Genomic DNA, 25,069 nt, shown 5'->3' on the forward strand with positions numbered 1-25,069 from the left:
CCTCAGGCATCCTCACGAACGCTAAGTTGTCCTGTTCCTGGCACATCCAGAACAATCCGCGCTTTGACGGTCGATCCATCTTTACGTTTAAAAGACAACAATTGCGTCTGCCCCTTGGCGAGCAGGGACTTGAGCATCGTTTCGGTAATCTGCTTGCCCGCATATTCCTTCCAAATGACAAAACCACAGCCCTGCTTAAAGTGGCTACACCCATACCCTTTGCGGCCTTCAATAATGCTTCCACCGCAATTGGAGCACGGGCAGCTGCCTAACGCCTGCCTTTGGCTTGCTGAATTATCTGACTGTCTATCAGATGAGCTCCGCACTGCTTTTGTAGTCGAACTGCGACTTATTGGCGCTGATGCTTGCTTTAGCGCAGCACTTCCTGCACTGCTACCGCCTCCCGATGCTGTGCGGTCTCTTCCTTTGGCGGTGGTGGCACGTCCACTCGTACCTACGCCGCGGGCGTTCGTCTTTCCTCCCGAGCGATTACTCCTTGCCTCCTCGCCAAAGGCATTTGCGGGAGCAGGTGGCTGCTGCCTTACCTTATCAATGATGGACAACGTAAATCTTTTAACGTTATCCATAAACTTCTCCTGAGCTGCCTCACCCTTGGAAATTTGATGAAGACGGCGTTCCCATTGACCTGTCATCTCCGGTGAAGCTAATAGATCTACCCCGGCATGACGGATCAGGTCAATAGCCATCTTTCCTTTATCCGTAATCAGAATCTTTTTGCCCTTCATCTCAATGTAGCCGACTTTCTTTAATCGTTCAATTGTGGCGGCCCGTGTCGCAGGTGTACCTAATCCAGCATCCTTCATAACCTCGCGTAATTCCTCATTCTCCATCTGCTTTCCCGCGCTTTCCATCGCTTTAAGCAATGTGCCCTCCGTGTAGCTTTTAGGAGGCTGAGTCGCCTTTTCTTTCATCTCAGCGCGAACACAATCTACCGGACGCCCTGCATCAATTTCAAACTTCTTGTCCGTCCACTCGTCCGTTTCCTCTTCATCCTCTTTTTTGGATGTTTTGCTCTTTTTACCTTTATCCTGATCAGCCTTGCTCAAAACCACTTTCCATCCCAAGGACAGAAGCTCCTTAATATTAGTTTTAAACAGATGCTTGTCCACCTGCGTCATTACGGTATGCATTTTATATTCAGCCGGCGGAAAAAAATGCGACAGAAACCTACGAATAACCAGGTCATATATATTTTGTTCCTCCTTGCTTAGCGTTCCCGGCCTTTTTAACGTCGGCAAAATAGCATGATGATCCTCAACACGAGACGGATTGCAGACCGATTTATTCTGTTTATGGACCAAATTAGGGTTTGCTTGTTGTACCAGATCAGCATAAGGGCCTGTCCCCAGCATCCGTAATGCCTTATGCATGCCGTCTATATTCTGCTCTGTCACATAATTAGAGTTGGTCCGCGGATAGGAAATGACCTTGTGACGCTCATAAAGCGCTTGTGCCACATCCAGCGTTTTTTTAGCCGAATAACCGTACTTGGCATTCGCCTCGCGTTGAAGCAGCGTCAAATCGTATAATTTAAAAGGATACTCCTTTGTCTGCTTCGTATCATATTTGGTAATTTTACCCTCTTTCCCGCGTACCGCCGCAGCGATCCCCTCAGCTTCTTCCGGATTCGTCAGCCGATCACCCTGCCATGCCCCTTTGTACTTAATCTGATCTTGTTTGAACTCAGCCCATACGTCATAGAAGGTTTGGGACTGAAATGCTTCTATTTCCTTTTCTCGATCATGAATTAGTGCCAACACGGGAGTCTGCACCCGTCCTACCGACAGCAAGGTGTTATGTCGTGTTGTGAACGCTCTGGAGGCGTTCATGCCAATCAGCCAGTCCGCTTCACTTCGTGCCCGCGCAGCTTGAGTCAGGAATTCAAACTCCGAGGCATCTCGCAATCGTTCAAAGCCAGTCGCAATACTTTCCGCCGTCAAGTCCGAGATCCACAATCGCTTAACCGGCTGTCGTAGCTTCAACTGCTGCTGAATTAACGCAAAAATATATTGCCCCTCCCGTCCAGCATCACAAGCATTCACGATAGCATTGCAGCGTTTGGCCAGCTCACCAATCATTTTTAGCTGATCTTTTGTTTTCGGATTAGGTACGATTTTGAATTGTTCAGGGATAATCGGAAGATCTTGAATATTCCATCGTTTGTACTTAGCATCGTAAGCATCCGGTTCAGCAAGCCCCAACAAATGACCGATCGCCCAGGTTACAATGTATTTCTCCCCTTCCAAATAGGTACGGTTATTTTTAGCACGCGGCTCCATAACAGCGGCAATTGTCCGCCCCATATCTGGTTTCTCAGCAATAATCAACGTCTTCATTCATTCCATTCCTTCCTGACGGCCTTCTGTTTCTCCTCCATGAATCATAGATATACATGGAACGCAAATGAAAACACAGGTTCCTGGCCTCATGCAAAAGGAGCCTTCTCCCGGCGAAAGCTCCTTTGTAAATTCATTTAGTCTAGCGCTTCAACAATGTACGTCTATTATACCATAGATATCATGATTCTCTCAGGTCATGATTTTATGTAACCTTCGAAAAGATCATGTCATCTTCCTTTTAAAGCAATATAAATATAGAAAACCCAAAATAAAACTGCACTATTAGCAAACTTGTGTAATATTAATGTTAATTTATATTACACAATTTAAGTTTTCATCTAATTATTTTGTGAAATAAATGTATTTTTCTTTGAAAAGGCTACACACGCCGTCCTCATTTATGTTATGATTATTTTAGACAACAACTACATGATTAAAAAGTTAATTTTAAGTTAATTTATATAACATTGAATTTACAACGTTTTGTATACCTCACTAGAAAATTGGTTTCAACAACGACTAGTGATAAAGCTTTAAACACAAATAAAGCCCCATCCTAAGATGGAGCCTTTACTTGATTCGTAACGTAACATAATAATTTATAATTATACCAAAACAGTAGCACCCATGAGGTATTTATCAACTTCACGTGCTGCTTCTCGGCCTTCATTAATAGCCCACACGACAAGACTCTGCCCACGGCGCATGTCACCTGCAGCAAACACCTTATCCACATTCGTCACATATTTCCCATGACGTGCCTTAACATTGGAACGGCGGTCTGTTTCCAAACCTATTTCCTTCACAATCGTTTGCTCAGGCCCATCAAATCCAATTGCAATCAGCGCAATTTGTGCCGGAAATACGCGTTCCGTACCTGGAATCGGTTGATAAATTTTACGTCCAGTTTCATCAACAATACGTTGAATTTGAATGGTGTGTAGTTCTTTCAGATTGCCATTCTCATCACCCACAAATTTGGTTGTCATGATGGAGAACTCACGCGGGTCTTCTCCGAACAACGCTTTCGCTTCTTCCTGTGCATAATCGAGAGAGTACACATTCGGAAACTGCGGCCAAGGATTCGCAATCGGATCACGTTCCAGCGGAGCTTTGGTGTGTGTGCCAAATTGAGTGACACTCCGGCAACCATGCCGCAAAGAAGTAGCTACACAGTCCGAACCTGTATCACCGCCACCGATAACAATAACGTCCTTACCTTTGGAGGACAAATAGTTGCCATCTTCGAGGTTGGAATCCAGATAACTCTTGATGGTGCCATTCAAATAATCCATAGCATAATGAACACCATTCAAATCGCTACCTTCAATATTGAATTCTCTCGGCTTTGTAGATCCACCGCATAGCACAACTGCATCATAGTCGGCAACCAACTGCTCAGTAGGGATATCCTTGCCAATTTCCGTATTCGTGATGAATTGGATACCTTCAGCCTCCAGCAAATCTACACGGCGCTGTACAACCTTCTTATCCAGCTTCATGGATGGGATTCCATACATCAGTAACCCACCTATACGATCTGCACGCTCGTACACAGTCACGCTATGTCCTGCTTTGTTGAGCTGTGCTGCCGCAGCCAATCCCGCAGGACCCGAGCCGACAACAGCCACTCGTTTTCCTGTACGTTTTTCTGGCGGGTTAGGAACAACCCAGCCTTCCTCAAAACCTTTTTCGATAATCGCTTCCTCAATTGTCTTAATGGTAACAGACTGCCCGATAAGGCCAACAGTACATGAGCCTTCACATGGCGCAGGACAGACACGCCCCGTAAATTCGGGGAAGTTATTCGTTTTGTGCAGCCGATCTAACGCTTCCTTCCACAAACCACGATATACGAGATTGTTCCATTCCGGAATAAGATTATGAACCGGGCAGCCTAAAGTTGCTCCCATGAGATCCATCCCCGTATGACAATAAGGAGTTCCGCAGTCCATACAACGCGCCCCTTGGGTACGCAGCTCTTCTTCAGACATATGCTTATGGAATTCTTCCCAATCCTTTATACGCTCTGCCGGGTCCCGGTCTGTAGGAAGTTGTCGTGTGTATTCCATAAATCCAGTTGGTGTAGACATGTTACGTTCCCCCATCTCTTCGCTTATGAACCCCGATCATCCATTCAGAATTCTAATCAAATTCGAACTTGTCTGTTTGTGTTATGAAAGGGTCTGTTCTCGTTGAATTTGATTTATTGTATCACAATACAGCGTAAAAGTAATGAAAACTTATGCAACTTTCTGCATCTACAGCCAAAAGGATTTTTTATATGGTTTATTAATTTTTCAAATGAGCTAGGTCGAGTTCATCTATTGTTATCCTGTTCTCTCGTAAACAACAAAACGGTAATCATACAGGTTTTTGTCGTCCTTGATACCTGGCGTCTCACTGACTATACTCCAGCCGCTCCAATCCAGCTCAGGAAACGTCGTATCACCTTCAAAAGTCTCCTCAATTCGAGTCACAATCAGCCGATCAGCATGTGGCCAAAACAGTGAATAAATCTCCGCTCCGCCAATGACCATTAGCTCTTCTTTCTGGGCAAGTTGGAGCCCTTCTTCCAGCGTATGGATTACTTCCGCACCTTCCGCCTGATAGCGCTCATCTCGAGTCAAAACGACGTTGCGGCGGTTTGGTAGGCTTTTCCCGCCAAAGGATTCCCACGTTTTGCGTCCCATGAGTACCGTTTTATTAATCGTCTGCTCTTTGAAGAAGGCCATGTCTCTGGGAAGGCGCCAAGGAAGACTGTTATCCCGGCCAATCACACCATTTTGTGCCATAGCCCATATCATCGAAATGCTCATCTTTCCACCTCCTCTAATCAGATGGCGACAGGCGCCTTGATCCCTGGGTGATGCTCGTAATTCTCAAAAACAAAATCCTCGTAAGTGTAATCAAAAATGGATTCCGGTTTGCGCAGGATTTTTAACTGTGGTAACGGATATGGGTCACGTTCCAACTGCGTATGCACTTGTTGTATATGGTTTGAATAAATATGCACATCGCCGCCTGACCAAATAAACTCTCCGGGCTCCAAACCGCACTGCTGTGCAACCATATGCGTCAGCAATGCATAACTAGCGATGTTGAATGGCAGTCCAAGGAAAGTATCCACTGAACGCATCGTCAGCATACAGGATAACTTTCCTCCAGCTACGTAGAACTGGAATACAAAATGACATGGTGGCAACTTCATCGATTCAATTTCAGCCACATTCCAAGCACTGACGATATGTCGACGTGAATCCGGATTGTTTTTGATAGCCTCAATGACATTCGCAATTTGATCAATATGTTGTCCGTCCGGTGTTTCCCATGCGCGCCATTGCGATCCATACACAGGTCCCAGATTCCCCTGCTCGTCTGCCCATTCATCCCAAATGCTAACTCCATTCTCCTTGAGATAAGCAATATTGGTATCCCCTCGCAAAAACCATAACAGCTCATGTATAACGGATTTCAAATGTACTCTTTTAGTGGTCACCAACGGGAAGCCCTTGGCCAGATCAAAACGAAGTTGCCTTCCGAACACAGATAATGTTCCCGTCCCTGTCCGATCCTCTTTTTTCACTCCGTTCTCTAAAATATCCTCCAACAATTCCAAGTAGTTGCGCACGTTGTTTCTCTCCTTTGAGCATGAATAAAAAACAGCATCGTCAATTTTTAATTTTTAAAATTCTCGATCTACCCCATTAATCTATATTTAGTTTATCATGTAGAGTACTTTTTTGACCATGTGCTGTGTGAATTTTCATGATAGTCCAATAATCTTAAAGTTTGAAAAAAAGAGACAAAGAGCGCAGATATAGCGCTCCTTGCCTCTTTTTTCATGTATGAAAACCAAAAACAAGATAATGAAATGGAATTAGCGACGTGGCGCCAATGCGTGGATCGGATGACCCATTACGACTTCTGCAGCTTCCATCACAAGTTCGCCCAGTGTAGGGTGAGCATGGATAGTCAAGGAGATATCTTCGAGTGTAGCACCCATTTCAATCGCCAGACCCAGCTCAGCAATCAGGTTGGAAGCTTCCAGACCTACGATTTGCGTACCCAGTACCAGACCTGTATCTGCGTCAGCTACGATTTTTACAAAGCCTTCAGCAGCGTTCAGGGAAACGGCACGACCGTTTGCTCCATAAGAGAACTTGCCAACTTTGACATTATAGCCTTTTTCTTTAGCTTGTGTCTCTGTGTAGCCTACGCTAGAGCATTCTGGATCTGTGAACACAACAGCCGGAATACATTTATAGTCTACAACAGATGGTTGGCCAGCAATTACTTCAGCAGCTACTTTACCTTCGTAAGAAGCTTTGTGAGCCAGAGCAAGACCAGGAACAATATCGCCGATTGCGAAGATGTGAGGGATGCTTGTGCGTCCTTGGTGGTCAACTTTCACCATTCCGCGTTCATCCAGTTCTACACCGATCAAATCCAGACCCAGTTCACCGTCTGTATTTGGACGACGTCCAACAGTTACAAGCAGGTACTCAGCAGTTACTTCTTTGCTTTCACCGTTAACAGAGAATTTCACTGTTACATTTTTATCAGTTTGCTCCGCACTTTCCGCTTTAGCGCCAGTGAAGATTTCGATACCTGTTTTCTTCATGCTTTTCGAAACGATGGAAGTCATATCTTTATCGAAGCCAGGAAGAACAGTATCCATACCTTCAATAATAGTTACTTTGGAACCGAATTTGGAATACATTTGTCCAAGCTCTGCACCAATATATCCACCACCGATAACGATCAGGCTTTTCGGAATTTCAGGCAGGTTCAATGCTTCAGTAGAAGACAGAATGCGTCCGCCAAACGGGAATGGCTTCAATTCGATAGGACGGGAGCCTGTTGCGATAATTGCATTTTTAAAACGGTAACGTGGTGATTCATGTTCGTTGAATACACGCGCTTCGTTTTCGTTGATGAACATGCACTCACCGTTGAAAACTTCGACTTTGTTGCCTTTGAGCAAGCCGCTTACGCCGCCAGTCATTTTCTTAACAACGCCGTTTTTGAATTCTTGCGTTTTAGCAAAATCTACTTTTACATTTTCAGCCGTAATACCGAAAGTTTCGCCATGTTTAGCTGCTTCGTATTGATGAGCTGCAGAGATCAAAGCTTTGGATGGAATACATCCACGGTTCAGACAGACACCGCCCAGCTCAGATTTGTCAACGATCAATACGCTTTGTCCCAATTGTGCGGCACGGATGGCAGCTACATAGCCGCCAGGACCCGCACCGATAACCAATGTGTCAATATCCAGAGAAGCGTCTCCTACTACCATTGATTACACCTCCATTACAAGCAGCTCAGGGTTAGCGAGCAGCTGTTTGATATAGTTCATGAAGTTTTGAGCAGTTGCACCGTCAATAATACGGTGGTCAAAGCTCAGGGAAAGAGCCATTACTGGAGCGGCAACAATTTCACCGTTTTTCACGACTGCTTTTTCACTGATGCGGCCAGTACCCAAAATTGCAACTTCAGGGAAGTTGATGATTGGAGTAAAGAACATACCGCCTGCGGAACCAATGTTCGTGATGGAAATCGTGCTTCCTCTCATCTCATTGGCAGCCAATTTACCATCACGACCGCGTACAGCCAGATCACGAATGGAATCAGCAATCATCCAGATACTCTTACGATCAGCATCTTTGATAACAGGAACGATCAAGCCGTTGTCTGTATCAGTAGCGATACCGATGTTGTAGTATTTTTTGTAGACAATTTCGTTAGCTTCTTCGTCGATCGAGGCATTCAGAGCCGGGAATTGACGGGAAGCAGCAACCAAAGCTTTTACGATGAACGGCAGGTAAGTTACTTTTGTGCCTTTCTTCTCTGCAATTGGTTTGATACGAGTACGGAAAGCAACCAGCTCGGTTACATCCACTTCATCCATAATTGTAACGTGTGGAGCTGTGTAAGCTGACTTAACCATAGCATTGGAAATTGCTTTACGGATACCTTTGAATGGTACGCGTTCTTCCTCAGCACGCGGATCTGCAGCTGGTGCGGATGGTGCTGCAGCTTTCGCTTCTTTTTTAGCTGGCTCTTGCGCTTTTGCAGCTTCTTTCGCTACTGGTGCAGCCGCTTGGCCTCCGCCATTTTTGAAAGCTTCTACATCTTCTTTAGTGATTTTACCGTTTTTGCCGGAGCCACTCACTTGAGCGATGTTAACACCTTGCTCACGTGCAAATTTGCGGACGCTAGGTGTAGCCAGTACGTCTTTATTTGAAGCAGCAGGTGTTGCACCTGGTTGCGTGTTCGCTCCACCTTTTGCAGCATCCTCTTCTTGTTTAACAGCAGCTGGTGCTTCTTCTTGCTCAGGAAGTTCACCCTCAGCAGCGATGACAGCCACAACTTGACCTACGTTAAAGATGTCTCCGTCTTTGGCAAATACTTCTTGAACCGTACCATTAACCGGACATGGAACTTCAACTACAGCCTTGTCGTTTTGTACTTCCATGATGATATCATCATCAGTTACTTTGTCACCGGGCTTGATGTGCATCTTGATGATTTCACCTTCGTGAAGACCTTCACCCAGCTCTGGGAATTTATATTCAAATCTAGCTGCACCTGCAGCTCCGCCTTGTGCAGCAGCAACTGGCTCAGGGCTAGCTGCTGGTGCTTCCGGTGCATCTTCTTGTTCAGGAAGTTCACCTTCTGCGTCGATGACAGCTACAACTTGACCTACGTTGAAGATGTCTCCGTCTTTGGCAAATACTTCTTGAACCGTACCATTAACCGGACATGGAACTTCAACTACAGCCTTGTCGTTTTGTACTTCCATGATGATATCATCATCAGTTACTTTGTCGCCGGGCTTGATGTGCATCTTGATGATTTCGCCTTCGTGAAGACCTTCACCCAGCTCCGGGAATTTATATTCAAATTTTGCCACGTTTAAAACCTCCCAAATTTACGGTGTGCTTTAATTAAAATTCCAATACTTTATTAACCGCATCAATGATACGTGTTGGCGTTGGCAACCAAGTATCTTCAATTTGAGCAAATGGATAAACGGTATCCGGACCTGCTACACGCAGAACTGGTGCTTCCAGATGCAGGATTGCTTTTTCGTTAATTTGTGCAATAACTTCAGCAGCAACACCGGCACTCTTTTGCGCTTCTTGAACAACGATGGCACGATTTGTTTTTTGAACGGAAGCAACAATGGTATCAATGTCAATCGGGCTGATTGTACGCAAATCAATGATTTCCACTTTAATACCTTTTGTTTTTTCCAGCTCTTCAGCAGCCTTAACTGAAGTGTGTACCATCATACCGTAAGTAATGATCGTTACATCAGAACCTTCACGAACTACATTAGCCTTGCCCAGTTCAACTGTATAATCATTCTCAGGAACTTCAGCACGGAATGCATGGTACAGGTTCAAATGCTCCATGAAAAATACTGGATCGTTATCGCGAATAGACGCGATCATAAGACCTTTTGCATCGTAAGGGTTGGAAGGAACAACAACCTTAATACCTGGTGTTTGAGTCAAAAGACCTTCCAAAGAATCTGTATGCAGCTCGGCTGCCTTAACACCGCCACCAAAAGGTGTACGGAATACGATTGGAGAATTGTAACGTCCACCGGAACGGTAACGCATACGGGATGCTTGAATTGCCATTTGATCGAGTGCTTCAAAGATAAAGCCTACGAACTGGATTTCAGCTACAGGGCGGAATCCTTGGATACCCAGACCGACAGCAAGACCCCCGATTGCGGATTCCGCCAGCGGAGTATCGAATACACGTTCTTCGCCAAATTCTTTTTGCAGACCTTCTGTAGCGCGGAATACGCCACCTACATGACCTACGTCTTCACCGAAAAGCAGGACGTTAGGGTCGCGTTTCAACTCTACGCGCAGTGCGTCACGAATCGCTTCTTTCATGTTCATTTGTGCCATTTGCTTCATTTCCTCCTTAAACATTGACAGATCAATTTCAGTTCAGGTCAATCGAAAAGCAGACCGGATCGGGTTGCCGCCCGGTCTCTTTCAAGTTCAATTATTTAAAATCAGCTTTTTGTTCTTCCAAATGCTTAGGCGTAGTTTCGAACATGCTATCGATCAGGCCAGGAATTGTCATTTTTTCTGTTTTCTCGGCTTTTTTGATCTCTTCGTTCACTTTTGCCTTAGCTTCTTCTTTTACGCGAGCTGTATCTTCTTCAGTCCAAAGACCTTTTTTCTCAAGATATTTCGCAAAGCGGGCAATTGGATCTTTTGCATTCCATTCGCCTTCTTCTTCTTTAGAACGATATTTCGTCGCATCATCAGAAAGGGAATGCGGACGGAAACGGTAAGTAACGGCTTCAATCAATGTTGCGCCTTCGCCATTACGTCCACGCTCTGCAGCTTCTTGAACGGCTTTAATAACTGCAAGCACGTCCATACCGTCAATTTTAACACCTTTAATACCAGCAGCTACTGCTTTATGAGCGATCGAAAGAGCAGCTGTTTGTTTTGAGAATGGCGTTGTGATCGCGTAACCATTATTTTGCACAAAGAAAATAACTGGCAACTTGTACACACCAGCATAGTTCAGACCTTCGTAGAAATCACCTTCGGAAGAACCGCCGTCGCCTGTATATGTAATGACGACTTGTTTTTGTTTTTTCAGTTTGTAGCCCATTGCAATACCCATAGCGTGCAGAATTTGCGCACCAATGATAATTTGCGGCATCAATACGTTAACGCCGTCCGGAATTTGACCACCGTGTTGATGACCACGGGAATACAAGAAAGCTTGATATAATGGCAGGCCATGCCAAACGAGTTGCGGAATATCTCGGTAGCCTGGTGCAATAAAGTCTTCTTTTTGGAGCGCAAATTCACTACCAACCATTGTTGCTTCTTGTCCGGATACCGGAGCGTAGAAGCCGAGACGTCCTTGACGGCCCAAGTTAACAGCACGGTCATCCCAAGTACGTGTAAATACCATACGATACATAATTTCTTTCAATTGATCATCTGTAAGTTTAGGCAATTTATCTTTATTGATAATTTCACCATCCGGAGAAAGCACGGACAGAGCCTCAACTTCCTCTGTGTAAACTTCATAAGGAACCTTGCTCATTTTCTTCACCTCAACAAAAAAATTTGAATATCAAGTTCCGCTGTTATAGGATTATTATACACCTGTTATATCGCTCGCGTCAAAGATTTAGTTATTTTTTTTGAGTTTGCCACATTTTTGTGTATGTAACAGGGTGTGTTTTTTACTATAACAGCTTAGTACATGATTGAAATTTTAAACATCTATTGCAATCAGGGTAATCTTAACTTATTGTGATCCTTAATGCAAAATAATACCCAAGAAAGGTGACGAAAAATGACGGATTCTAGGTATTTAAAACGAACTATCCTTAAAGACGAAGTAGACAGCCGCTTACTTGGCGAAACCCGAATTCTTCGGATTTATTTGCCGCCCGGCTATAATGAAATATTGAGCTACCCTGTCGTCTACTGTCAGGATGGAGAGGAATTCTTCAACTTTGGACGCATTGCAACACACGCCAACCGTCTCATACTGGATGAAGGCGTGGAACCCTTCATTATTGTAGGTGTAGAAGTGAACACCAAAATCAGAACTCAGGAGTACGCTCCCTTCGGCAATCGTTTTGAGGCATACACTGCCTGTTTTGCAGAAGAGATTATTCCCTATGTGGAACAAAAGTATCCTATAAGAAAAGATGCAGCTTCCCGCATTCTTGCTGGAGATTCACTGGGAGGCAGTGTGTCTTTGCATTTGGCGCTATTGTATCCTGAGCTGTTTAATCGTATTATCAGCCTCTCAGGTGCCTACTATGAAGCTTCGCAAGAAATTATTGCCCGTGAGAAAGAACTGTCGCATCTAAATGTTTGGATGACAGTTGGCCTTCAGGAAGATGCTTTTGAGAGTGATACCGGCATTTACAACTTTGTAGAGCTGAACCGTCAATGCGCAGATTTACTGCGCGAGCGGAACGCCGAAGTTTCTTACCGTGAAAAGGATGGCAAACATTTATGGGGCTTTTGGCAAAACGAGTTGCCTGACGCGCTAATGTATTTTTTGGATCGTGCCTGAGTAAAAAACATCCCAGCATGATGAGGAATGGAGCATTGACCTAGGAGGTCATAAGGCTCCTTCCTCTTTTTTATGATTTGGTTGCGCTTTCAAAAATGTATAACGAAAAACGGCAACGATTGCCGTCATCTGTCGTTCACATTATAGCTTTTCTTCTATGATCTTGTCCAGCAAGGCCTCGCATCCCGCGTCCAATAATCGATAGGTCTCTTCAAAATTTCCGGTAAAATATGGGTCGGGTACTTCTCTTAACTTTTCTTGGGGAAGCAAATCCATGAATTTTAGAATATCAGCATCAGCTCCACCTGCAAGTTTACGCATATTTCGTTCATTAGAGTCATCCATGCACACAATATAATCAAACGCGTCAAAATCACGATCCGTTATTTGCCGTGCCTGTATGCCTTGTTCGCTGATTCCGTGCAGTTTAAGCTGCTTTAGCGTTCCCTCATGCGGAGGATTTCCAATGTGCCAATCGCCTGTTCCAGCCGAGTCCACCCGGATTTCTGCGTCTAATCCCCGTTCCTTTGCTTTATGTCTCAGTATTGCCTCCCCCATGGGAGAGCGGCAAATATTGCCCAAACACACAAACAAAACGTTAATCATTTCGTTCCCCTTCCTATTCACGTCACACTTCTTTTTTCTGTTCCATTGTAGCCAGGTCCTCCAAAATTGTGCAAGCCATATTTATCGCGGTATACTTAAAATGATCGTATATATGGGACCGTATGCAGAATGAAAGGATGTTGGATATGACGAAAAAACGAGCCATTGTATTTTCAGGCGGTCGTCTTAATGAAGAAGATTTACAACAAATACAACCCGATGATTTTATTATAGGTGCAGATAAAGGTGCCCTGTTCCTGATAGAACACGGTATTACGCCTCATGTCTCTGTAGGAGATTTTGATTCGATTACTTCAGAGGAACAAGAAAGGGTAAAATCAGCAAGCCAACGTATGCTTGCGTGTGATCCAGTACTTAAGGACCTAACAGATACAGAACTCGCTTTAGAAATCGCTATGGACGAACAAGCAGATCATGTACTCATGCTCGGTGTGACTGGTACTCGGATGGACCACACATTAGCCAATGTTCAAATATTAGTACGGGCTATGCAGCATCATATTAGTTGCGCTATCATGGACGCACATAATTATATCGAGCTGACCGGATCAACGCTCGAGATCCAGCCTATGGGCTATACATATGCATCGCTGATTCCAATGACCGCCGAAGTAACAGGTATACAACTGGAAGGATTTATGTATCCACTTCATAATGCATCCCTTAAAATGGGACAATCACGTGGTGTTAGCAATAAGCTAACGGCTGCAAAAGGTACAATTTCTATTAAAAGCGGTCTACTACTCGTTATTCAAAGCAAGGATTAATTATGACATTGTTGTAACTATTTCAAAAGTTGTTCACCCACTCAAAACCCTTGATTAACAAGGGTTTTTCCGTTTTCACAGGTTCTAGAATCATTTTATTTTTTACAAATTGTAATTTTTAATCGTTTTTTAATAATTACGACGTAAGCCTTGTCCCTCAAGCATTTGAGAGTAGTTTTCCAACTATTAGGTGGCTTCAAAACTGTTATACTCAACGCTGTCAGTTAGTTAGCAACTCAGCAAATTATTGCACAAATCAATTTTTGGAGGTATTTACAACATGAATATGCATAAAATCATAAAAAAGGTAATTATAGCAGGAGTCGCTGCCACGATCGGCTTTGGTACTTTTGCCATAGAGGGAACAAATACAGCACAAGCTGCTACTGCTACTACTACCGTAGGTCAAAAAGTAATTAACTACGGCAAAAAATATATGGGTACTCCTTATAAGTTTGGAGCTTCCACAAGCACCACACGCAATTTTGACTGTTCTTCTTTCATGAAGCACATATTCAAGAAATATGGAGTCGATTTGCCGCGTACTTCTGTTCAACAATCTAAAGTCGGACATGCCGTATCCAAGGCCAATTTGAAAAAAGGGGACTTAGTGTTTTTTTCAAGCGGTAGCCGTGCCACAGGACGTAACATTACTCACGTAGCAGTATATATGGGCGGGGGTAAAATTTTACACACTTACGGCGGACCTGGGGTGACCATCTCTGATTTAAACTCTGGCAACTGGAAAAGAACATACATTAAAGCACGTCGCGTGCTGTAATGTAACACTCATTTGAAATAGGTAAGCCGGGACGAAAAGTTCCGGCTTTTTTTATATAACTTATGCTATTTTGCTTCGGTTGGCGTTCTGAGTGAATAGCCAATACCTCGTTCCGTTCGAATCATTTTAAACTTTTGTCCTCTATCTACTTTAACCCTTAAATGCCTGATGTACACATCTACTACGTTCGTATCAGCGATATAATCATGTTTCCAAACATCTTTTAAAATTTGCTGCCTGCTGCAAACTTGGTTAAGATGTATTGCCAGATGTAGCAAAAGATCGAATTCTTTCGGAGTTAATTCCAGTTTTCGCTCCCCTCTGCTCACCATTCTGCTTGCAGTGTCTATATGTATATCCCCCGCTTCGATTGCCCTTTTCACATCACGTTCAACACCAAAAATTCGTAATAAATTAGCCACTCTAGCCTGAAGAACTCTAGGATAAAAGGGCACTACCATTACATCATGAGCTCCTTGTTCAAAGCAGGAAACCATATGTGCCTCTTCATCTGATGAAATCATTGCAAGTATCGGGACATGAGGATGGTTCTGCTGCAAAATGCGAATCAAACCTTGAGTGCCCGCCTGTTCATCTTTAATGTTTAGGAGTAGCAAACTCACAGGATGCTGAGCTATATAAGAGCGTACATCCGACGTATTACGAACATGAACCACCTGATAACCTGCCTGCTCCAATGGACGAACGAATACAGCGGGCGCTTCATTTTCATCCACAAGTACAATTAACGGGCTCATCTTTTTCACCCACCTGGTTTGGACATCGCATTACATATTGGATACGAACAAGTTTGTTATAAGCCATTAAACATATTTGTATTAGTGTAACAAAAAAGCAGAAAATCATTCTCTGAAGAATGGCTTTCTGCTTTAAGGTTTATGGTTTTTAGCCCAAATAACGATGATATAGACTTCTTGCTTTGGCCACGTCCTTTGTCCCATGGATCAGCGCTCTGCCATCTGCAAAAACCACCAAGCGATGCTCTCCCACACTAAAGGAAACCAGATACGAATTCCACTCTACGTTTCCCTCGCCTAATGCTGCAAATCTATCTGCTATCTCTGCGAGATTCAGATATATCCGGTTGGCAGGTCTTATTTGAACGGTATCCCTACCGCACAAAACATCTGTTTTCTGCCGATGAGAGGTCGATAAATAGGGATAAGTCGGTTGGCTACCGCAAGAAGGACAATTCGACTTTTTGAGACGATCCACTGCTATTGCTACATATTCATTTTTCCACAAATCAAACGAAAGCAATTTTCCTCTCAAGTCCTCGGGATATCCACCAAGAAGTTTGAAAGCTTCTGTAGTCTGATTAGCGGTGACCATTTGTACTGCCTGCGGAATAATGCCGGCTGTATCACATGTTTCTCCTCCAAACGGTACAGTTCCCATCAGACAGTGTAGACAAGGTGTTTGACCCGGTAAAAAAGTGTAAGTTACACCGTAGCTACCCACACATCCTCCATAAATCCAAGGAATATGATGCTTGAGAGCCATGTCGTTCATAAGAAGCCGAGTATCGAAGTTATCGGTTGCATCCATCATGAGATCCACCCCCTGGATCAACTCTTCCAGCTCTTCTACCCCAACATCCAAAACATGTGCATGGATGACTGTTTGCGAATTAATAACCTTTAATCTTCGCTGGGCCGCTATTGCTTTGGGACACCTTTGCGCTGCATCACTTTCCTGAAAAAGCTGCTGGCGCTGCAAATTGCTCCATTCCACATAATCCCGGTCTACGAGACTTACCGTACCTACGCCTCCACGAACTAGCGTTTCTGCAATGCCTGTACCCAGCGCTCCAACACCTATGATTAGTACGTGAGAAGAAGCAAGCCGGCGTTGGCCTGCAGGCCCAAAGGGTGCAAACCTTTCCTGTCTGGAATAACGATCAATTTGTGGTGTTCCAGCACCGGATTTTTCAGATATCCTCATCCTTGAACCATGCCTTCTGTTGGGCTGCTCGCTGAAGCATATCGTTTTACAGGTATCATCCCTGCCTCAAAACCATATCTGCCTGCACGCACAGCCAGCTTCATGGCCTCAGCCATTTTCACAGGGTTCTTCGCTCCCGACACAGCTGTATTTAGGAGAACACCATCTGCTCCCAACTGCATCGCCATTGCTGCGTCACCAGGTGAGCGAATACCTGCATCGACGATAACCGGAACTTCTGCTTGCTCAATAATTAACTCTAATGAAAACGGATTGAGCAAACCATGTCCTGTACCAATCGGTGAGGCACCAGGCATAATGGCATGTACTCCAAGCTCTTGCAGCCTCTTTGCTAGTATCACATCATCCGATATGTAGGGCAGTACGACAAAGCCTTCCTCTAGCAGTTTTTCACTAGCCTTCAACGTTTCAAAAGGGTCAGGCAACAGCGTTTTGCTATCCCCAATGACTTCCACCTTAATCATGTCGCACAAGCCAGAGGCTTTTGCCAACTTGGCAATACGGATTGCCTCTTCTGCTGTTGTTGCTCCTGCTGTGTTGGGAAGAAGTGTATACCGGCTCAAATCTAGCGTATCAAGAAAATGTTGCTTATCCCGTTCCTCCAAATTCAGTCTGCGCACAGCGAACGTTAATATTTCCGTCTCAGCAGCCTCTACAGCCTGGGATTGGATATCCAGATCCGAAAATTTCCCTGTTCCCAGCAACAACCTTGAGGTAAATGATGCTTTTCCAATGGTTAACATGATCAACCGCCTCCTACAAAATGTACGATTTCTAGGCAATCTCCATCCTTAAGTACCGTCTCATGATGATCTTCACGGGTCAATATATGCCGATTCAGCTCTACCACTACGGTTTTCACCTTTAAATCAAGTTCATGCAGCAATTGATCCACATGAGTGATTCGATTAGAAATGGTCATGCTCTGTCCGTTAATGATCAGCTTCATAAGCTTTCCTCCTTGAGGAGTTCAGAAGAAAATTTGCTTATTCCAAGTCCAGCCGCATCAGCCCCTTTAAGCATAGCTGCCATCGCTCGCCCAGTCGCATCACTAAGCAAGACACCGTTACGATAATGCCCGACTGCAGCATAGACGCCCTCTACTCCAGGAACAGGGCCAATGAAAGGACGCTCCGCAGCTGCCTGTGGACGTAAGCCCGCCCAAGCACGTATAAAAGAAGCTTCTTGTACACGCGGCAACCAGGCAGATGCACGTACTAACAGTCCTTTTAAGCCTCCTACGGTCACCTCTTTGTCATATTGATGTGGAAGACTCGTAGCCCCAATCCAAAGCTCGTTATTCTGTTTAGGCACGAGGTAAACATCATCGGCATAAATGGTATAATCCAACGGATGGTCCTTCAAGGAGACTGATACCACTTCACCCTTGACTGGATAAAGAGGATAATCAAATCCAATTTGTTCTAGCAATTTCAAGCTGTCCAAGCCTGCGGCAATCACGACCTGATCGCAGGAAAAAAATCCACTATCCGTTCGCACACCGCAAACTCGGCCGTCCTGTATGATCAGTTCCTCAGCATGAGTTCCAGACCATATTGTTGCTCCCAGCACCGCAGCTGCCCCTGCATAAGCACGGCAAAGCTGAACAGGGGCCACTTGTGTCTCCTTTGATCGGTATATAGCCCCAATTACTTGATCTGCCAAGCCCGGAATCCGTCGAGCCAATTCCCTGGCATCCCACCAAATAGGGCTATCATCCTCTCGGATATTCGCAGCATTCCAGCGCCTTTGGCCCTCTGCTTCTGAACGAAAAGGGGTCACAAAACCTTCTGTACGAAAATCAACTGAAATACCCGATAAACGCTCCAAATCACAGACAAGGTCAGGGAATGCATCTCGACTTGCGCGAGCAAATCGCGCCAGCTCAAGGTCTGAGAACTCTTCGCTTTCCGCTGCCAGCATTCCCGCCGCTGCTCCTGATGCTCCCTCACCGGGGATCCATCGTTCCAGCATAATTGTACTTCGTCCCTCCTTAGCCACATGATAAGCAATGGCACTGCCGATCACACCTCCGCCTATGACCAAGCATTCTGCGTGTCCTATTGCTTTTTTCTCTGTATGTGTCTTTGACATATGTTCCGTGTCTCCTCTCCGGTGAGCATTCTGCTTTCCCTTCGTCTCGTTTTCTTGCTACAGGTCGCGAACTACAAGATTTACCATTCGCCTATATTCCATCGCTGCTGCAACGGGTGACTCTGCTTCCCATATACCAGACATCACCGCAATTCCGCTTGCTCCGGCATGATAGAGCTCTGGAACATGATGAGGTTGTATGCCTCCCAGCGCTATCACCGGAATGGCCGACAATCTGCAAATGCGTTCAAGCTGTGCTACACCCCGCGGTACAAGACCGGCCTTACAATAGGTCTCATATACATGACCAAATAGTACATAGTCTGCTCCCCCCTGCTCAGCGGTCTGCACCTCCTCCAAGGAATGTACAGACACTCCACAGCGTGTACCCACTGGAAGCAGACTTTTCGCATCCATCACAGATAACCCATTAGCTGGTAGCTGGACAGCTCTTGCCAAGGTAAGTAAAGCTACGTCCATACGGTCATTTACTACAATTTGCTGCAAAGGAACTTCCTGCTCGATCATGCTACGAGTCAAAGAAAGCAAAGCAGAGGCACCCTTCTGTTTCGAACGTGCGTGTACATAATGAATATAAGGACAAATAGCGGCAGCCACTTTGGGTACATCCACACAGGAGACACTTTCCATCGTAATTACGTGTAATTCGATCTCATTTTCACCTCACTTGGACTAAAAAATATAAAATAATCGTATAAGCTGAACTATATTGTTGCAGCTCCCTATTGGGTAATATCATACGGAGCCAGCCACATGTACCAGCAATAATGAAAGGAGATCATATGTAAATCCGTCTACGGAAGCTCGAACAAATGAAGATGAACGAAACGCAAAAAGCCACTTCCCAAAGGAAGTGGCTTGACAAACGTTCAAAATCGAACGGACTATTATATCCGTAAACGTATATCGTTCCCTGCGCAAACAAAAGTAAAGAGCTACTACCTTGTTTGTACAGTACTCACTTCCCTACGCTGGCATAACCCAGATCAGGTACAAAGGGTCCGAAATCCATTTATTTCGTCTCAGCCGCATGGGCGGCTCCCCTAGTGTGACTATTTTATTGTATCAGCTAAAGATAGCTTAGCATATTTTCCTAATTCTGCAAACCCCACCTTGTGTGAAATCTGTCAGAACTGGATTTTAGTTAACTTTACTAGACCACTCTTCTACATTCCACGTTTTGGTTACCCAATCCTCGTAAAAGTCCGGTTCGTGGGATACAAGCAATACGGTCCCTTTGTATTCCTTCAAAGCGCGTTTGAGTTCATCCTTTGCTTTGACATCCAAGTGGTTGGTAGGCTCATCAAACAGTACCCAGTTGCTCTCACGCATTAACAGTTTACAAAGGCGAACTTTAGCCTGTTCTCCACCACTAAGCGCAGACAAAGGCCGGGTGATATGCTCATTCTTCAAACCACAGCGCGCCAAATGCGCTCGTACTTCATGCTGATTCAAATGCGGAAATTCATTCCATACATCGTCAATCGGTGTAATTTTCTCCGCCTTTACTTCCTGTTCAAAATAAGCAGGCTGCAAGAAATCCCCTTGATAGGTTTTTCCGCTGATTGGAGGTATTTTCCCGAGAATGGTTTTGAGCAACGTAGACTTACCAACACCATTGCAGCCAACAATTGCGATCTTTTCGCCACGTTCGATCGTCATGGACATTTTAGGCAAAAGGGCATGAGTGTAGCCAATTTCAAAATCAATACCCTCAAAAACCGTTTTCCCGCTCGCACGGGCTTCTTTGAACTGAAAGGTTGGCTTTGCAGCTTCTTCAGGCTTATCAATACGTTCGATCCGATCAAGCTGCTTTTCACGGCTTTTTGCACGGCCTGATGTAGATGCGCGCGCTTTATTGCGCTGAATAAAATCTTCCTGTTTCTTAATATATTCCTGCTGCTTCTCATATGCATCAATATGCTGTGCTTTGTTCAGATCCGCCATTTCAAGAAACTTTTCATAGTTAGCTGAATAGCGGGTCATCTTAGCAAATTCAAGATGGTAGATTACATTAACGACTTGGTTCATAAATTCAGTATCATGTGAGATGAGGATAAAGGCATAGGGATAATCCTTCAAATATCGCGTAAGCCATTCAATATGCTCCACATCCAAATAGTTGGTAGGCTCATCCAGCAGCAATACATTTGGCTTTTCCAACAGCAACTTAGCAAGAAGCACCTTTGTCCGTTGCCCACCACTAAGTGCTGCTACATCCCGATCCAGTCCGATGGCAGAGAGACCTAATCCATTCGCCATTTCTTCAACCTTCACATCAATGAGGTAAAAATCCCCCATATCCAATTGCTCTTGAATTTCTCCCATCTGTTCCAGCAAAACTTCCAACTCTTCGGGAGAAGCCTCTCCCATTTTGTCTGTAATTTGCATCATTTCCTTTTCTAGTTCCAACAAAGGAAGAAAAGCGTCTTTTAATACATCACGTACTGTTTTGCCCGGCGTCAGCTTGGTGTGCTGATCCAGATAGCCATAACGTACACGTGGAGTCCATTCCACTTTGCCTTCATCTTTAAGCAATTTTCCAGTCAGAATGTTCATGAGTGTCGATTTACCAACACCATTAGCTCCTACCAATCCTACACGTTCCCCCGCAAGTAATCGAAAGGAAACATTTTTAAATAATGCACGGTCCCCAAAGTTGTGGGATACATTTTCTACAGTCAATAAACTCATAAGCTGTTTTTGGCTCCTTATTGTCATCGGCACTGCCGAGTGTTCTTATTTCATCAATCTTTCGTTTCTTTCAAAGCTTTATTGTAGCACATTCGGCACCCTTATCGGAACATTGAAAACAGCGAATTTTAAGGTTTTCAGATGGATAGGCCTAAAAAAAGAAAGCCAGCTAATGTTAGTCAAGGGTTCCACCAACATTTTAATGAAAATATACACTAAGGACATGGCTTATTTTTCTTGCCCTCCTTACCCTTATTAAACCGGATTTGAAAGTAGTAGAAATTGATATTGGCCAACTTGATATTGGTCAACTCGCTTCCCAAAAGTCGGTAAATAGCAACGTATTGACAATCAATATGTCTTGAAGGTTTTTCGCTTGCTAAATCATATAGAATTAGCGCTTAAGCTCCTCTTCGGTAGGTACATAAGGAGTTTCTTTGCTTCTTTTGGCAATTTAAGCTTCAAGCTTAGTTCTAAAATGTTGGAACAGCGTTGAAGTAAGTATACATAAGCTTACAATTCCAAATAATGAATACCTTAATAATTGATAAGTTCTAATAACAATTAAAAAACAGAACTCTATGTAGACAGTCCTCATGAGTATCGAAGGAATAATAAAATGGAGAAAATGTAATTATCCCGGCCTGGGTTCCGGACCGGGAAGAAATAAAATATAATTGGATTTATTTATCTTTCAGCAGACATGGCAATTTCTTTTGATTCATGAACTGTTCCAAATGGATGCTCAGGCGGTGCATAGATAACGTATATCTTAAGGGGCATATTTCCTGTATTAATTACATTGTGCCATTTTCCAGCAGGTATCATAATTGCATAGCCATCATAGGCCATCACTTGAAAATCTAATTGGTCTTTCCTATCCCCCATTTGAACAAGTCCCTGACCTTCTTCAATACGTATGAATTGATCAGTTGTTGGATGAGCTTCTAAACCGATATCATCGCCAACATTAATGCTCATTAGAGTCACTTGTAAATGTTTTCCTGTCCATATAGCGGTACGATAATTTTTGTTTTGTTTTGCAGCCTGGTCCATATTCACTACAAATGGACTTTGTCCATAATCTCTTAATATTATCTTTTCATAGAGATTACTGTCGTTATTATACCAATTGTAGTATTGAGGATCATAACTCCGATAATTGTAATTACAGCTGTTATACATAGGAATATGCCATGGAAAGTGATGGCATGATTTATGGTACATACTCATTCTCCTTTATTTGATTCAGTGTTTACTTATCATATGCGGCTGCCTATATAAAGGACTAAAAAACCTTTGACAATAGGCAAAAGCCTAATTGAGGCCAAGACAAAAATATTCACAAGCGTTTTTGTCCTTCACTTCAAAAGACGTTATTACTTAAAGTTACATTTAATAACACATACTTCCAATTGGTATCATCTTCTTTGGAACTCCCCCGGTAAGTCGAGTATTAAATTCCATTTATTTGACTCACTCTTTAAAAAAGCAGTGACCATAAAGGCAAAAGACTAGGCTGGCACTGCTTCTATGGTGCTATCGGCTTGGCTTGGAGATTCGTCTATTTCTCTGCCCATTTCAAAACAAAGTTCTTCCCGGCTAACGGCATATTAACCTCCTATTAAAACAGGCCAACCTTTTGGTTGACCTAATAATACGAAACCCACCCCGGAGGGTGATTATTTTAAGCTGTTATGATATTGGTACTCAAAATAACCAGCAGCTGCCGCAGATTTTTCATCCGTAAAACGCTCAGTCGCTTGAAAAGGGGTTGGATATGAATCTCTATAAAAATATTTCATTCCAGTACCCGGTTCTATGCCACCAATAATAGATTGCTTTCGGACGACTCTTCCACCACCAAACCCATAGTTATTGTAATACCTGTCTCCAACTGGAATACCTTGGATAAACGCGATCATACCCACATCATCTATTGTGTTATACCACTCCTCTTGTGAAATGAGTGGTAGGGTGAACGTATAGGAAATGCCATTCCGTGCTGCTTTTTCGTTATGGACATTAATCAGTCGAGCCAGATCTTCCTGAATGGTGCGAACAATGGTGGAACGGCGTATTTGCTCAAAGGTTAATGAATTATTCAGTAACGAAATGGGGGTCTGACCCTCAAGCTCTTTTTGAAACCCCTCCACCCATCTGTGATTCTGCGCATCATAGGCATGTAGATAATTATCCAGGGTGAATCCCACACAATTGCCTGCGGAATCAACATAGGCATAAGGCTTTTTTTCGCTCCACTTGGGGCCTATAACCGCTTGTCCATACGCATCTTTATAGGATGATGAAGCGAACGTATAATAACCATCATAATCCAGTATCACAATAGCTGGTATGTAATTCAATAACGCACGTTGTGCTGCTGTATCCCCATCAATGCCCATATTAAGGAAGAAAGTGTGCAAGAACGTGGCCAGCGCTTCTTCTTTATCTACACGAAAAAACTTATCTGATCCATATCCGGCCTCGCGTTCCTGACGTTCATTCTGTGAGAGCACAACACCTGCATCCTGAACTGCGGTACGGAGAGCAGACGTATATTTCATTTCTAGCTGCTGTACTTCACGCTGATTCTGCACTCGTAAATCACTAACCACACCAAAGGGCAAAAAGAGTAGGATAAATATAACTGCAAAATCAGTAATCTTCATTCAAAACCATGCCCCCGTAAGAAGCTGAAACTGCCGGCTTATCGTTATCTATTCCACCCAGAAGCCATGATTTGTATAAATCCGCAGGAGTCCGATTCGTATTATATAATCGTACTGTAAAATAATCACCGGCCATCAAGGTATACCGACGTATCTGTTCCGACTTGGGGTGCGAATGATCAGGAAACAGTACAGGTAAGATTTGCGGGTTATAGTAACCATCGTATACAACTTCATAATTACCCAGAAAACTGTCTGGCTTCGCCGCATCTGCATAATTCGGTACATATTTTTTGTGCATATGCTCCAAATGAACTTCGTACGTATTGCCTGTCAGCTCCAGATCACGTATAAAATCGTTATACATCGTCGGTGTAATGTAACCTTTGGTTCTTACCATATCAACAAAATGTACAGTCGAATGATATGTATTTAACCCGGATATATCATCCTGCCGTTCAGCAGCTTGAGCTGCGGGTACGATGTACAAAAGTAATACAGCTAGCAGTGCCCCCAACAGCTTAGATATTGTTTGAACCACTTCAGTCCTCCCCCAATTTCTCAAAACGTACAGATGTTATGTCTCCATTTCCATTACGCTGTGGGTAGATGGCATATATAGAGGAAGCATCCAAGGTAGATACATCAGGCTCAAACGGTTCAGAATATACATCGTACTCTGAACCATCAACTTGAACCGAAATCCCCTCCTGCAAGTTCAAGCGAATGGTCTGGATGACTTGAGCCCCTTTAATCCGTTGCGGCGTCTCCACCTCCATAGTTCGGGATATCCGCCCCTCAGATTGCTCCTCCTGCTGCGCCCTTAATTCCAGTGCGCTATCCAGTTGACTGGACAAGTTTGCTGCTGCTGCACATGCGGTTACAAATAGAATAACTGACACACCAAGCCGCAGCATACTTGAAGCGTGATCAGACATACTCACGACTCCCTTATAACTATTATTCTTGCTGTAC

General features: G+C 44.0%; 23 protein-coding genes and 1 riboswitch. Of the genes, 3 read left to right on the forward strand and 20 right to left on the reverse strand.

Translation table 11 applies throughout. From position 1 onward, the window contains the following. Nucleotides 1–2 precede the first annotated feature (2 nt). From HFE01_RS05895 to pdhA, 8 genes are all read right to left on the reverse strand, one after another. A complete protein-coding gene (locus HFE01_RS05895) occupies nucleotides 3–2,357 on the reverse strand; it encodes a type IA DNA topoisomerase (RefSeq protein ID WP_107733525.1) in 2,355 nt (784 codons plus the stop codon). Nucleotides 2,358–2,965: 608 nt separating this feature from the next. Then, nucleotides 2,966–4,453, reverse strand: coding sequence for a glutamate synthase subunit beta (locus HFE01_RS05900; RefSeq protein ID WP_167438467.1), 1,488 nt, complete (start codon nucleotides 4,451–4,453; stop codon nucleotides 2,966–2,968). 237 nt (nucleotides 4,454–4,690) lie between these two features. Continuing rightward, nucleotides 4,691–5,179 (reverse strand): dihydrofolate reductase, encoded by a 489-nt coding sequence (locus HFE01_RS05905; RefSeq protein WP_017427721.1) that lies wholly within the window; start codon nucleotides 5,177–5,179, stop codon nucleotides 4,691–4,693. A 17-nt stretch (nucleotides 5,180–5,196) separates the two neighbouring features. Further along, nucleotides 5,197–5,991 carry a thymidylate synthase gene (gene thyA, locus HFE01_RS05910; protein ID WP_013371453.1) on the reverse strand — a complete coding sequence of 265 codons (795 nt, stop codon included), beginning with the start codon at nucleotides 5,989–5,991 and terminating at the stop codon, nucleotides 5,197–5,199. Nucleotides 5,992–6,240: 249 nt separating this feature from the next. Further along, the gene (gene lpdA, locus HFE01_RS05915) at nucleotides 6,241–7,662 is read right to left on the reverse strand and encodes a dihydrolipoyl dehydrogenase (RefSeq protein ID WP_017427720.1); all 1,422 of its coding nucleotides are present in this window, start codon (nucleotides 7,660–7,662) and stop codon (nucleotides 6,241–6,243) included. Between the two features lie 3 nt (nucleotides 7,663–7,665). Continuing rightward, a complete protein-coding gene (locus tag HFE01_RS05920) occupies nucleotides 7,666–9,279 on the reverse strand; it encodes a 2-oxo acid dehydrogenase subunit E2 (protein ID WP_117290214.1) in 1,614 nt (537 codons plus the stop codon). 34 nt (nucleotides 9,280–9,313) lie between these two features. Beyond that, a complete protein-coding gene (locus HFE01_RS05925; RefSeq protein ID WP_013371456.1) occupies nucleotides 9,314–10,294 on the reverse strand; it encodes an alpha-ketoacid dehydrogenase subunit beta in 981 nt (326 codons plus the stop codon). Between the two features lie 100 nt (nucleotides 10,295–10,394). Beyond that, nucleotides 10,395–11,462, reverse strand: a complete 1,068-nt coding sequence (pdhA, locus tag HFE01_RS05930; RefSeq protein WP_013371457.1) for a pyruvate dehydrogenase (acetyl-transferring) E1 component subunit alpha — start codon at nucleotides 11,460–11,462, stop codon at nucleotides 10,395–10,397. 255 nt (nucleotides 11,463–11,717) lie between these two features. On the opposite strand from pdhA, the gene HFE01_RS05935 reads away from it, so the two are divergent. Further along, nucleotides 11,718–12,452: an alpha/beta hydrolase gene (locus HFE01_RS05935; protein WP_016821912.1), complete on the forward strand. Its 735-nt coding sequence runs from the start codon at nucleotides 11,718–11,720 to the stop codon at nucleotides 12,450–12,452. A 141-nt stretch (nucleotides 12,453–12,593) separates the two neighbouring features. Here the strand turns inward: HFE01_RS05935 and HFE01_RS05940 are convergent, their stop codons facing one another. Continuing rightward, entirely contained in the window at nucleotides 12,594–13,058 is a 465-nt protein-coding gene (locus tag HFE01_RS05940; protein ID WP_013371459.1) for a low molecular weight protein-tyrosine-phosphatase, read from the reverse strand. 146 nt (nucleotides 13,059–13,204) lie between these two features. On the opposite strand from HFE01_RS05940, the gene HFE01_RS05945 reads away from it, so the two are divergent. Together HFE01_RS05945 and HFE01_RS05950 are read left to right on the forward strand one after the other, a co-directional pair. Then, nucleotides 13,205–13,846 (forward strand): thiamine diphosphokinase, encoded by a 642-nt coding sequence (locus HFE01_RS05945; RefSeq protein ID WP_167438465.1) that lies wholly within the window; start codon nucleotides 13,205–13,207, stop codon nucleotides 13,844–13,846. A 280-nt stretch (nucleotides 13,847–14,126) separates the two neighbouring features. Beyond that, nucleotides 14,127–14,627 carry a C40 family peptidase gene (locus HFE01_RS05950; protein ID WP_013371461.1) on the forward strand — a complete coding sequence of 167 codons (501 nt, stop codon included), beginning with the start codon at nucleotides 14,127–14,129 and terminating at the stop codon, nucleotides 14,625–14,627. 65 nt (nucleotides 14,628–14,692) lie between these two features. Here the strand turns inward: HFE01_RS05950 and HFE01_RS05955 are convergent, their stop codons facing one another. The 11 genes from HFE01_RS05955 to HFE01_RS06005 form a co-directional block, all read right to left on the reverse strand. Further along, nucleotides 14,693–15,385, reverse strand: coding sequence for a response regulator transcription factor (locus HFE01_RS05955; protein WP_016821915.1), 693 nt, complete (start codon nucleotides 15,383–15,385; stop codon nucleotides 14,693–14,695). Nucleotides 15,386–15,533: 148 nt separating this feature from the next. Next, a complete protein-coding gene (locus HFE01_RS05960) occupies nucleotides 15,534–16,592 on the reverse strand; it encodes a ThiF family adenylyltransferase (RefSeq protein WP_102997999.1) in 1,059 nt (352 codons plus the stop codon). Further along, the gene (locus HFE01_RS05965) at nucleotides 16,589–17,356 is read right to left on the reverse strand and encodes a thiazole synthase (protein ID WP_102997998.1); all 768 of its coding nucleotides are present in this window, start codon (nucleotides 17,354–17,356) and stop codon (nucleotides 16,589–16,591) included. The genes HFE01_RS05960 and HFE01_RS05965 overlap by 4 nt, the downstream gene beginning before the upstream one ends. A 2-nt stretch (nucleotides 17,357–17,358) precedes the next feature. Continuing rightward, entirely contained in the window at nucleotides 17,359–17,562 is a 204-nt protein-coding gene (thiS, locus tag HFE01_RS05970; RefSeq protein WP_016821918.1) for a sulfur carrier protein ThiS, read from the reverse strand. After that, nucleotides 17,559–18,707, reverse strand: a complete 1,149-nt coding sequence (gene thiO / locus HFE01_RS05975) for a glycine oxidase ThiO (RefSeq protein ID WP_167438464.1) — start codon at nucleotides 18,705–18,707, stop codon at nucleotides 17,559–17,561. The genes thiS and thiO overlap by 4 nt, the downstream gene beginning before the upstream one ends. Before the next feature lie 57 nt (nucleotides 18,708–18,764). Continuing rightward, on the reverse strand, nucleotides 18,765–19,358 hold the full coding sequence (locus tag HFE01_RS05980; protein ID WP_167438463.1) for a thiamine phosphate synthase: 594 nt from the start codon (nucleotides 19,356–19,358) through the stop codon (nucleotides 18,765–18,767). Between the two features lie 316 nt (nucleotides 19,359–19,674). Then, nucleotides 19,675–19,783: riboswitch (TPP riboswitch) on the reverse strand. 85 nt (nucleotides 19,784–19,868) lie between these two features. Then, the gene (locus tag HFE01_RS05985; RefSeq protein ID WP_013371468.1) at nucleotides 19,869–21,422 is read right to left on the reverse strand and encodes an ABC-F family ATP-binding cassette domain-containing protein; all 1,554 of its coding nucleotides are present in this window, start codon (nucleotides 21,420–21,422) and stop codon (nucleotides 19,869–19,871) included. A gap of 687 nt (nucleotides 21,423–22,109) precedes the next feature. Next, on the reverse strand, nucleotides 22,110–22,649 hold the full coding sequence (locus tag HFE01_RS05990) for a cupin domain-containing protein (protein WP_102997997.1): 540 nt from the start codon (nucleotides 22,647–22,649) through the stop codon (nucleotides 22,110–22,112). A 455-nt stretch (nucleotides 22,650–23,104) separates the two neighbouring features. Then, entirely contained in the window at nucleotides 23,105–24,094 is a 990-nt protein-coding gene (locus HFE01_RS05995; protein ID WP_167438462.1) for a hypothetical protein, read from the reverse strand. Next, the gene (locus tag HFE01_RS06000) at nucleotides 24,081–24,635 is read right to left on the reverse strand and encodes a hypothetical protein (RefSeq protein ID WP_167438461.1); all 555 of its coding nucleotides are present in this window, start codon (nucleotides 24,633–24,635) and stop codon (nucleotides 24,081–24,083) included. The genes HFE01_RS05995 and HFE01_RS06000 overlap by 14 nt, the downstream gene beginning before the upstream one ends. A 1-nt stretch (nucleotide 24,636) precedes the next feature. Continuing rightward, the gene (locus HFE01_RS06005; protein WP_044788154.1) at nucleotides 24,637–25,032 is read right to left on the reverse strand and encodes a hypothetical protein; all 396 of its coding nucleotides are present in this window, start codon (nucleotides 25,030–25,032) and stop codon (nucleotides 24,637–24,639) included. Nucleotides 25,033–25,069: the final 37 nt, after the last annotated feature.

Origin of the sequence: Paenibacillus sp. EKM10P (assembly GCF_011800655.1) — a bacterium.
Taxonomy (GTDB): Bacteria; Bacillota; Bacilli; order Paenibacillales; family Paenibacillaceae; genus Paenibacillus; species Paenibacillus polymyxa.

What these genes read in the sequence shown, in the direction of transcription:
- HFE01_RS05895 (WP_107733525.1), bottom strand. Translation starts at nt 2,357, where the DNA reads ATGAAGACGTTGATTATTGCTGAGAAACCAGATATGGGGCGGACAATT.
- HFE01_RS05900 (WP_167438467.1), bottom strand. Translation starts at nt 4,453, where the DNA reads ATGTCTACACCAACTGGATTTATGGAATACACACGACAACTTCCTACA.
- HFE01_RS05905 (WP_017427721.1), bottom strand. Translation starts at nt 5,179, where the DNA reads ATGAGCATTTCGATGATATGGGCTATGGCACAAAATGGTGTGATTGGC.
- lpdA (WP_017427720.1), bottom strand. Translation starts at nt 7,662, where the DNA reads ATGGTAGTAGGAGACGCTTCTCTGGATATTGACACATTGGTTATCGGT.
- HFE01_RS05925 (WP_013371456.1), bottom strand. Translation starts at nt 10,294, where the DNA reads ATGGCACAAATGAACATGAAAGAAGCGATTCGTGACGCACTGCGCGTA.
- pdhA (WP_013371457.1), bottom strand. Translation starts at nt 11,462, where the DNA reads ATGAGCAAGGTTCCTTATGAAGTTTACACAGAGGAAGTTGAGGCTCTG.
- HFE01_RS05935 (WP_016821912.1), top strand. Translation starts at nt 11,718, where the DNA reads ATGACGGATTCTAGGTATTTAAAACGAACTATCCTTAAAGACGAAGTA.
- HFE01_RS05940 (WP_013371459.1), bottom strand. Translation starts at nt 13,058, where the DNA reads ATGATTAACGTTTTGTTTGTGTGTTTGGGCAATATTTGCCGCTCTCCC.
- HFE01_RS05945 (WP_167438465.1), top strand. Translation starts at nt 13,205, where the DNA reads ATGACGAAAAAACGAGCCATTGTATTTTCAGGCGGTCGTCTTAATGAA.
- HFE01_RS05950 (WP_013371461.1), top strand. Translation starts at nt 14,127, where the DNA reads ATGAATATGCATAAAATCATAAAAAAGGTAATTATAGCAGGAGTCGCT.
- HFE01_RS05955 (WP_016821915.1), bottom strand. Translation starts at nt 15,385, where the DNA reads ATGAGCCCGTTAATTGTACTTGTGGATGAAAATGAAGCGCCCGCTGTA.
- HFE01_RS05960 (WP_102997999.1), bottom strand. Translation starts at nt 16,592, where the DNA reads ATGAGGATATCTGAAAAATCCGGTGCTGGAACACCACAAATTGATCGT.
- HFE01_RS05965 (WP_102997998.1), bottom strand. Translation starts at nt 17,356, where the DNA reads ATGTTAACCATTGGAAAAGCATCATTTACCTCAAGGTTGTTGCTGGGA.
- thiS (WP_016821918.1), bottom strand. Translation starts at nt 17,562, where the DNA reads ATGAAGCTGATCATTAACGGACAGAGCATGACCATTTCTAATCGAATC.
- thiO (WP_167438464.1), bottom strand. Translation starts at nt 18,707, where the DNA reads ATGTCAAAGACACATACAGAGAAAAAAGCAATAGGACACGCAGAATGC.
- HFE01_RS05980 (WP_167438463.1), bottom strand. Translation starts at nt 19,358, where the DNA reads ATGGAAAGTGTCTCCTGTGTGGATGTACCCAAAGTGGCTGCCGCTATT.
- HFE01_RS05985 (WP_013371468.1), bottom strand. Translation starts at nt 21,422, where the DNA reads ATGAGTTTATTGACTGTAGAAAATGTATCCCACAACTTTGGGGACCGT.
- HFE01_RS05990 (WP_102997997.1), bottom strand. Translation starts at nt 22,649, where the DNA reads ATGTACCATAAATCATGCCATCACTTTCCATGGCATATTCCTATGTAT.
- HFE01_RS05995 (WP_167438462.1), bottom strand. Translation starts at nt 24,094, where the DNA reads ATGAAGATTACTGATTTTGCAGTTATATTTATCCTACTCTTTTTGCCC.
- HFE01_RS06005 (WP_044788154.1), bottom strand. Translation starts at nt 25,032, where the DNA reads ATGTCTGATCACGCTTCAAGTATGCTGCGGCTTGGTGTGTCAGTTATT.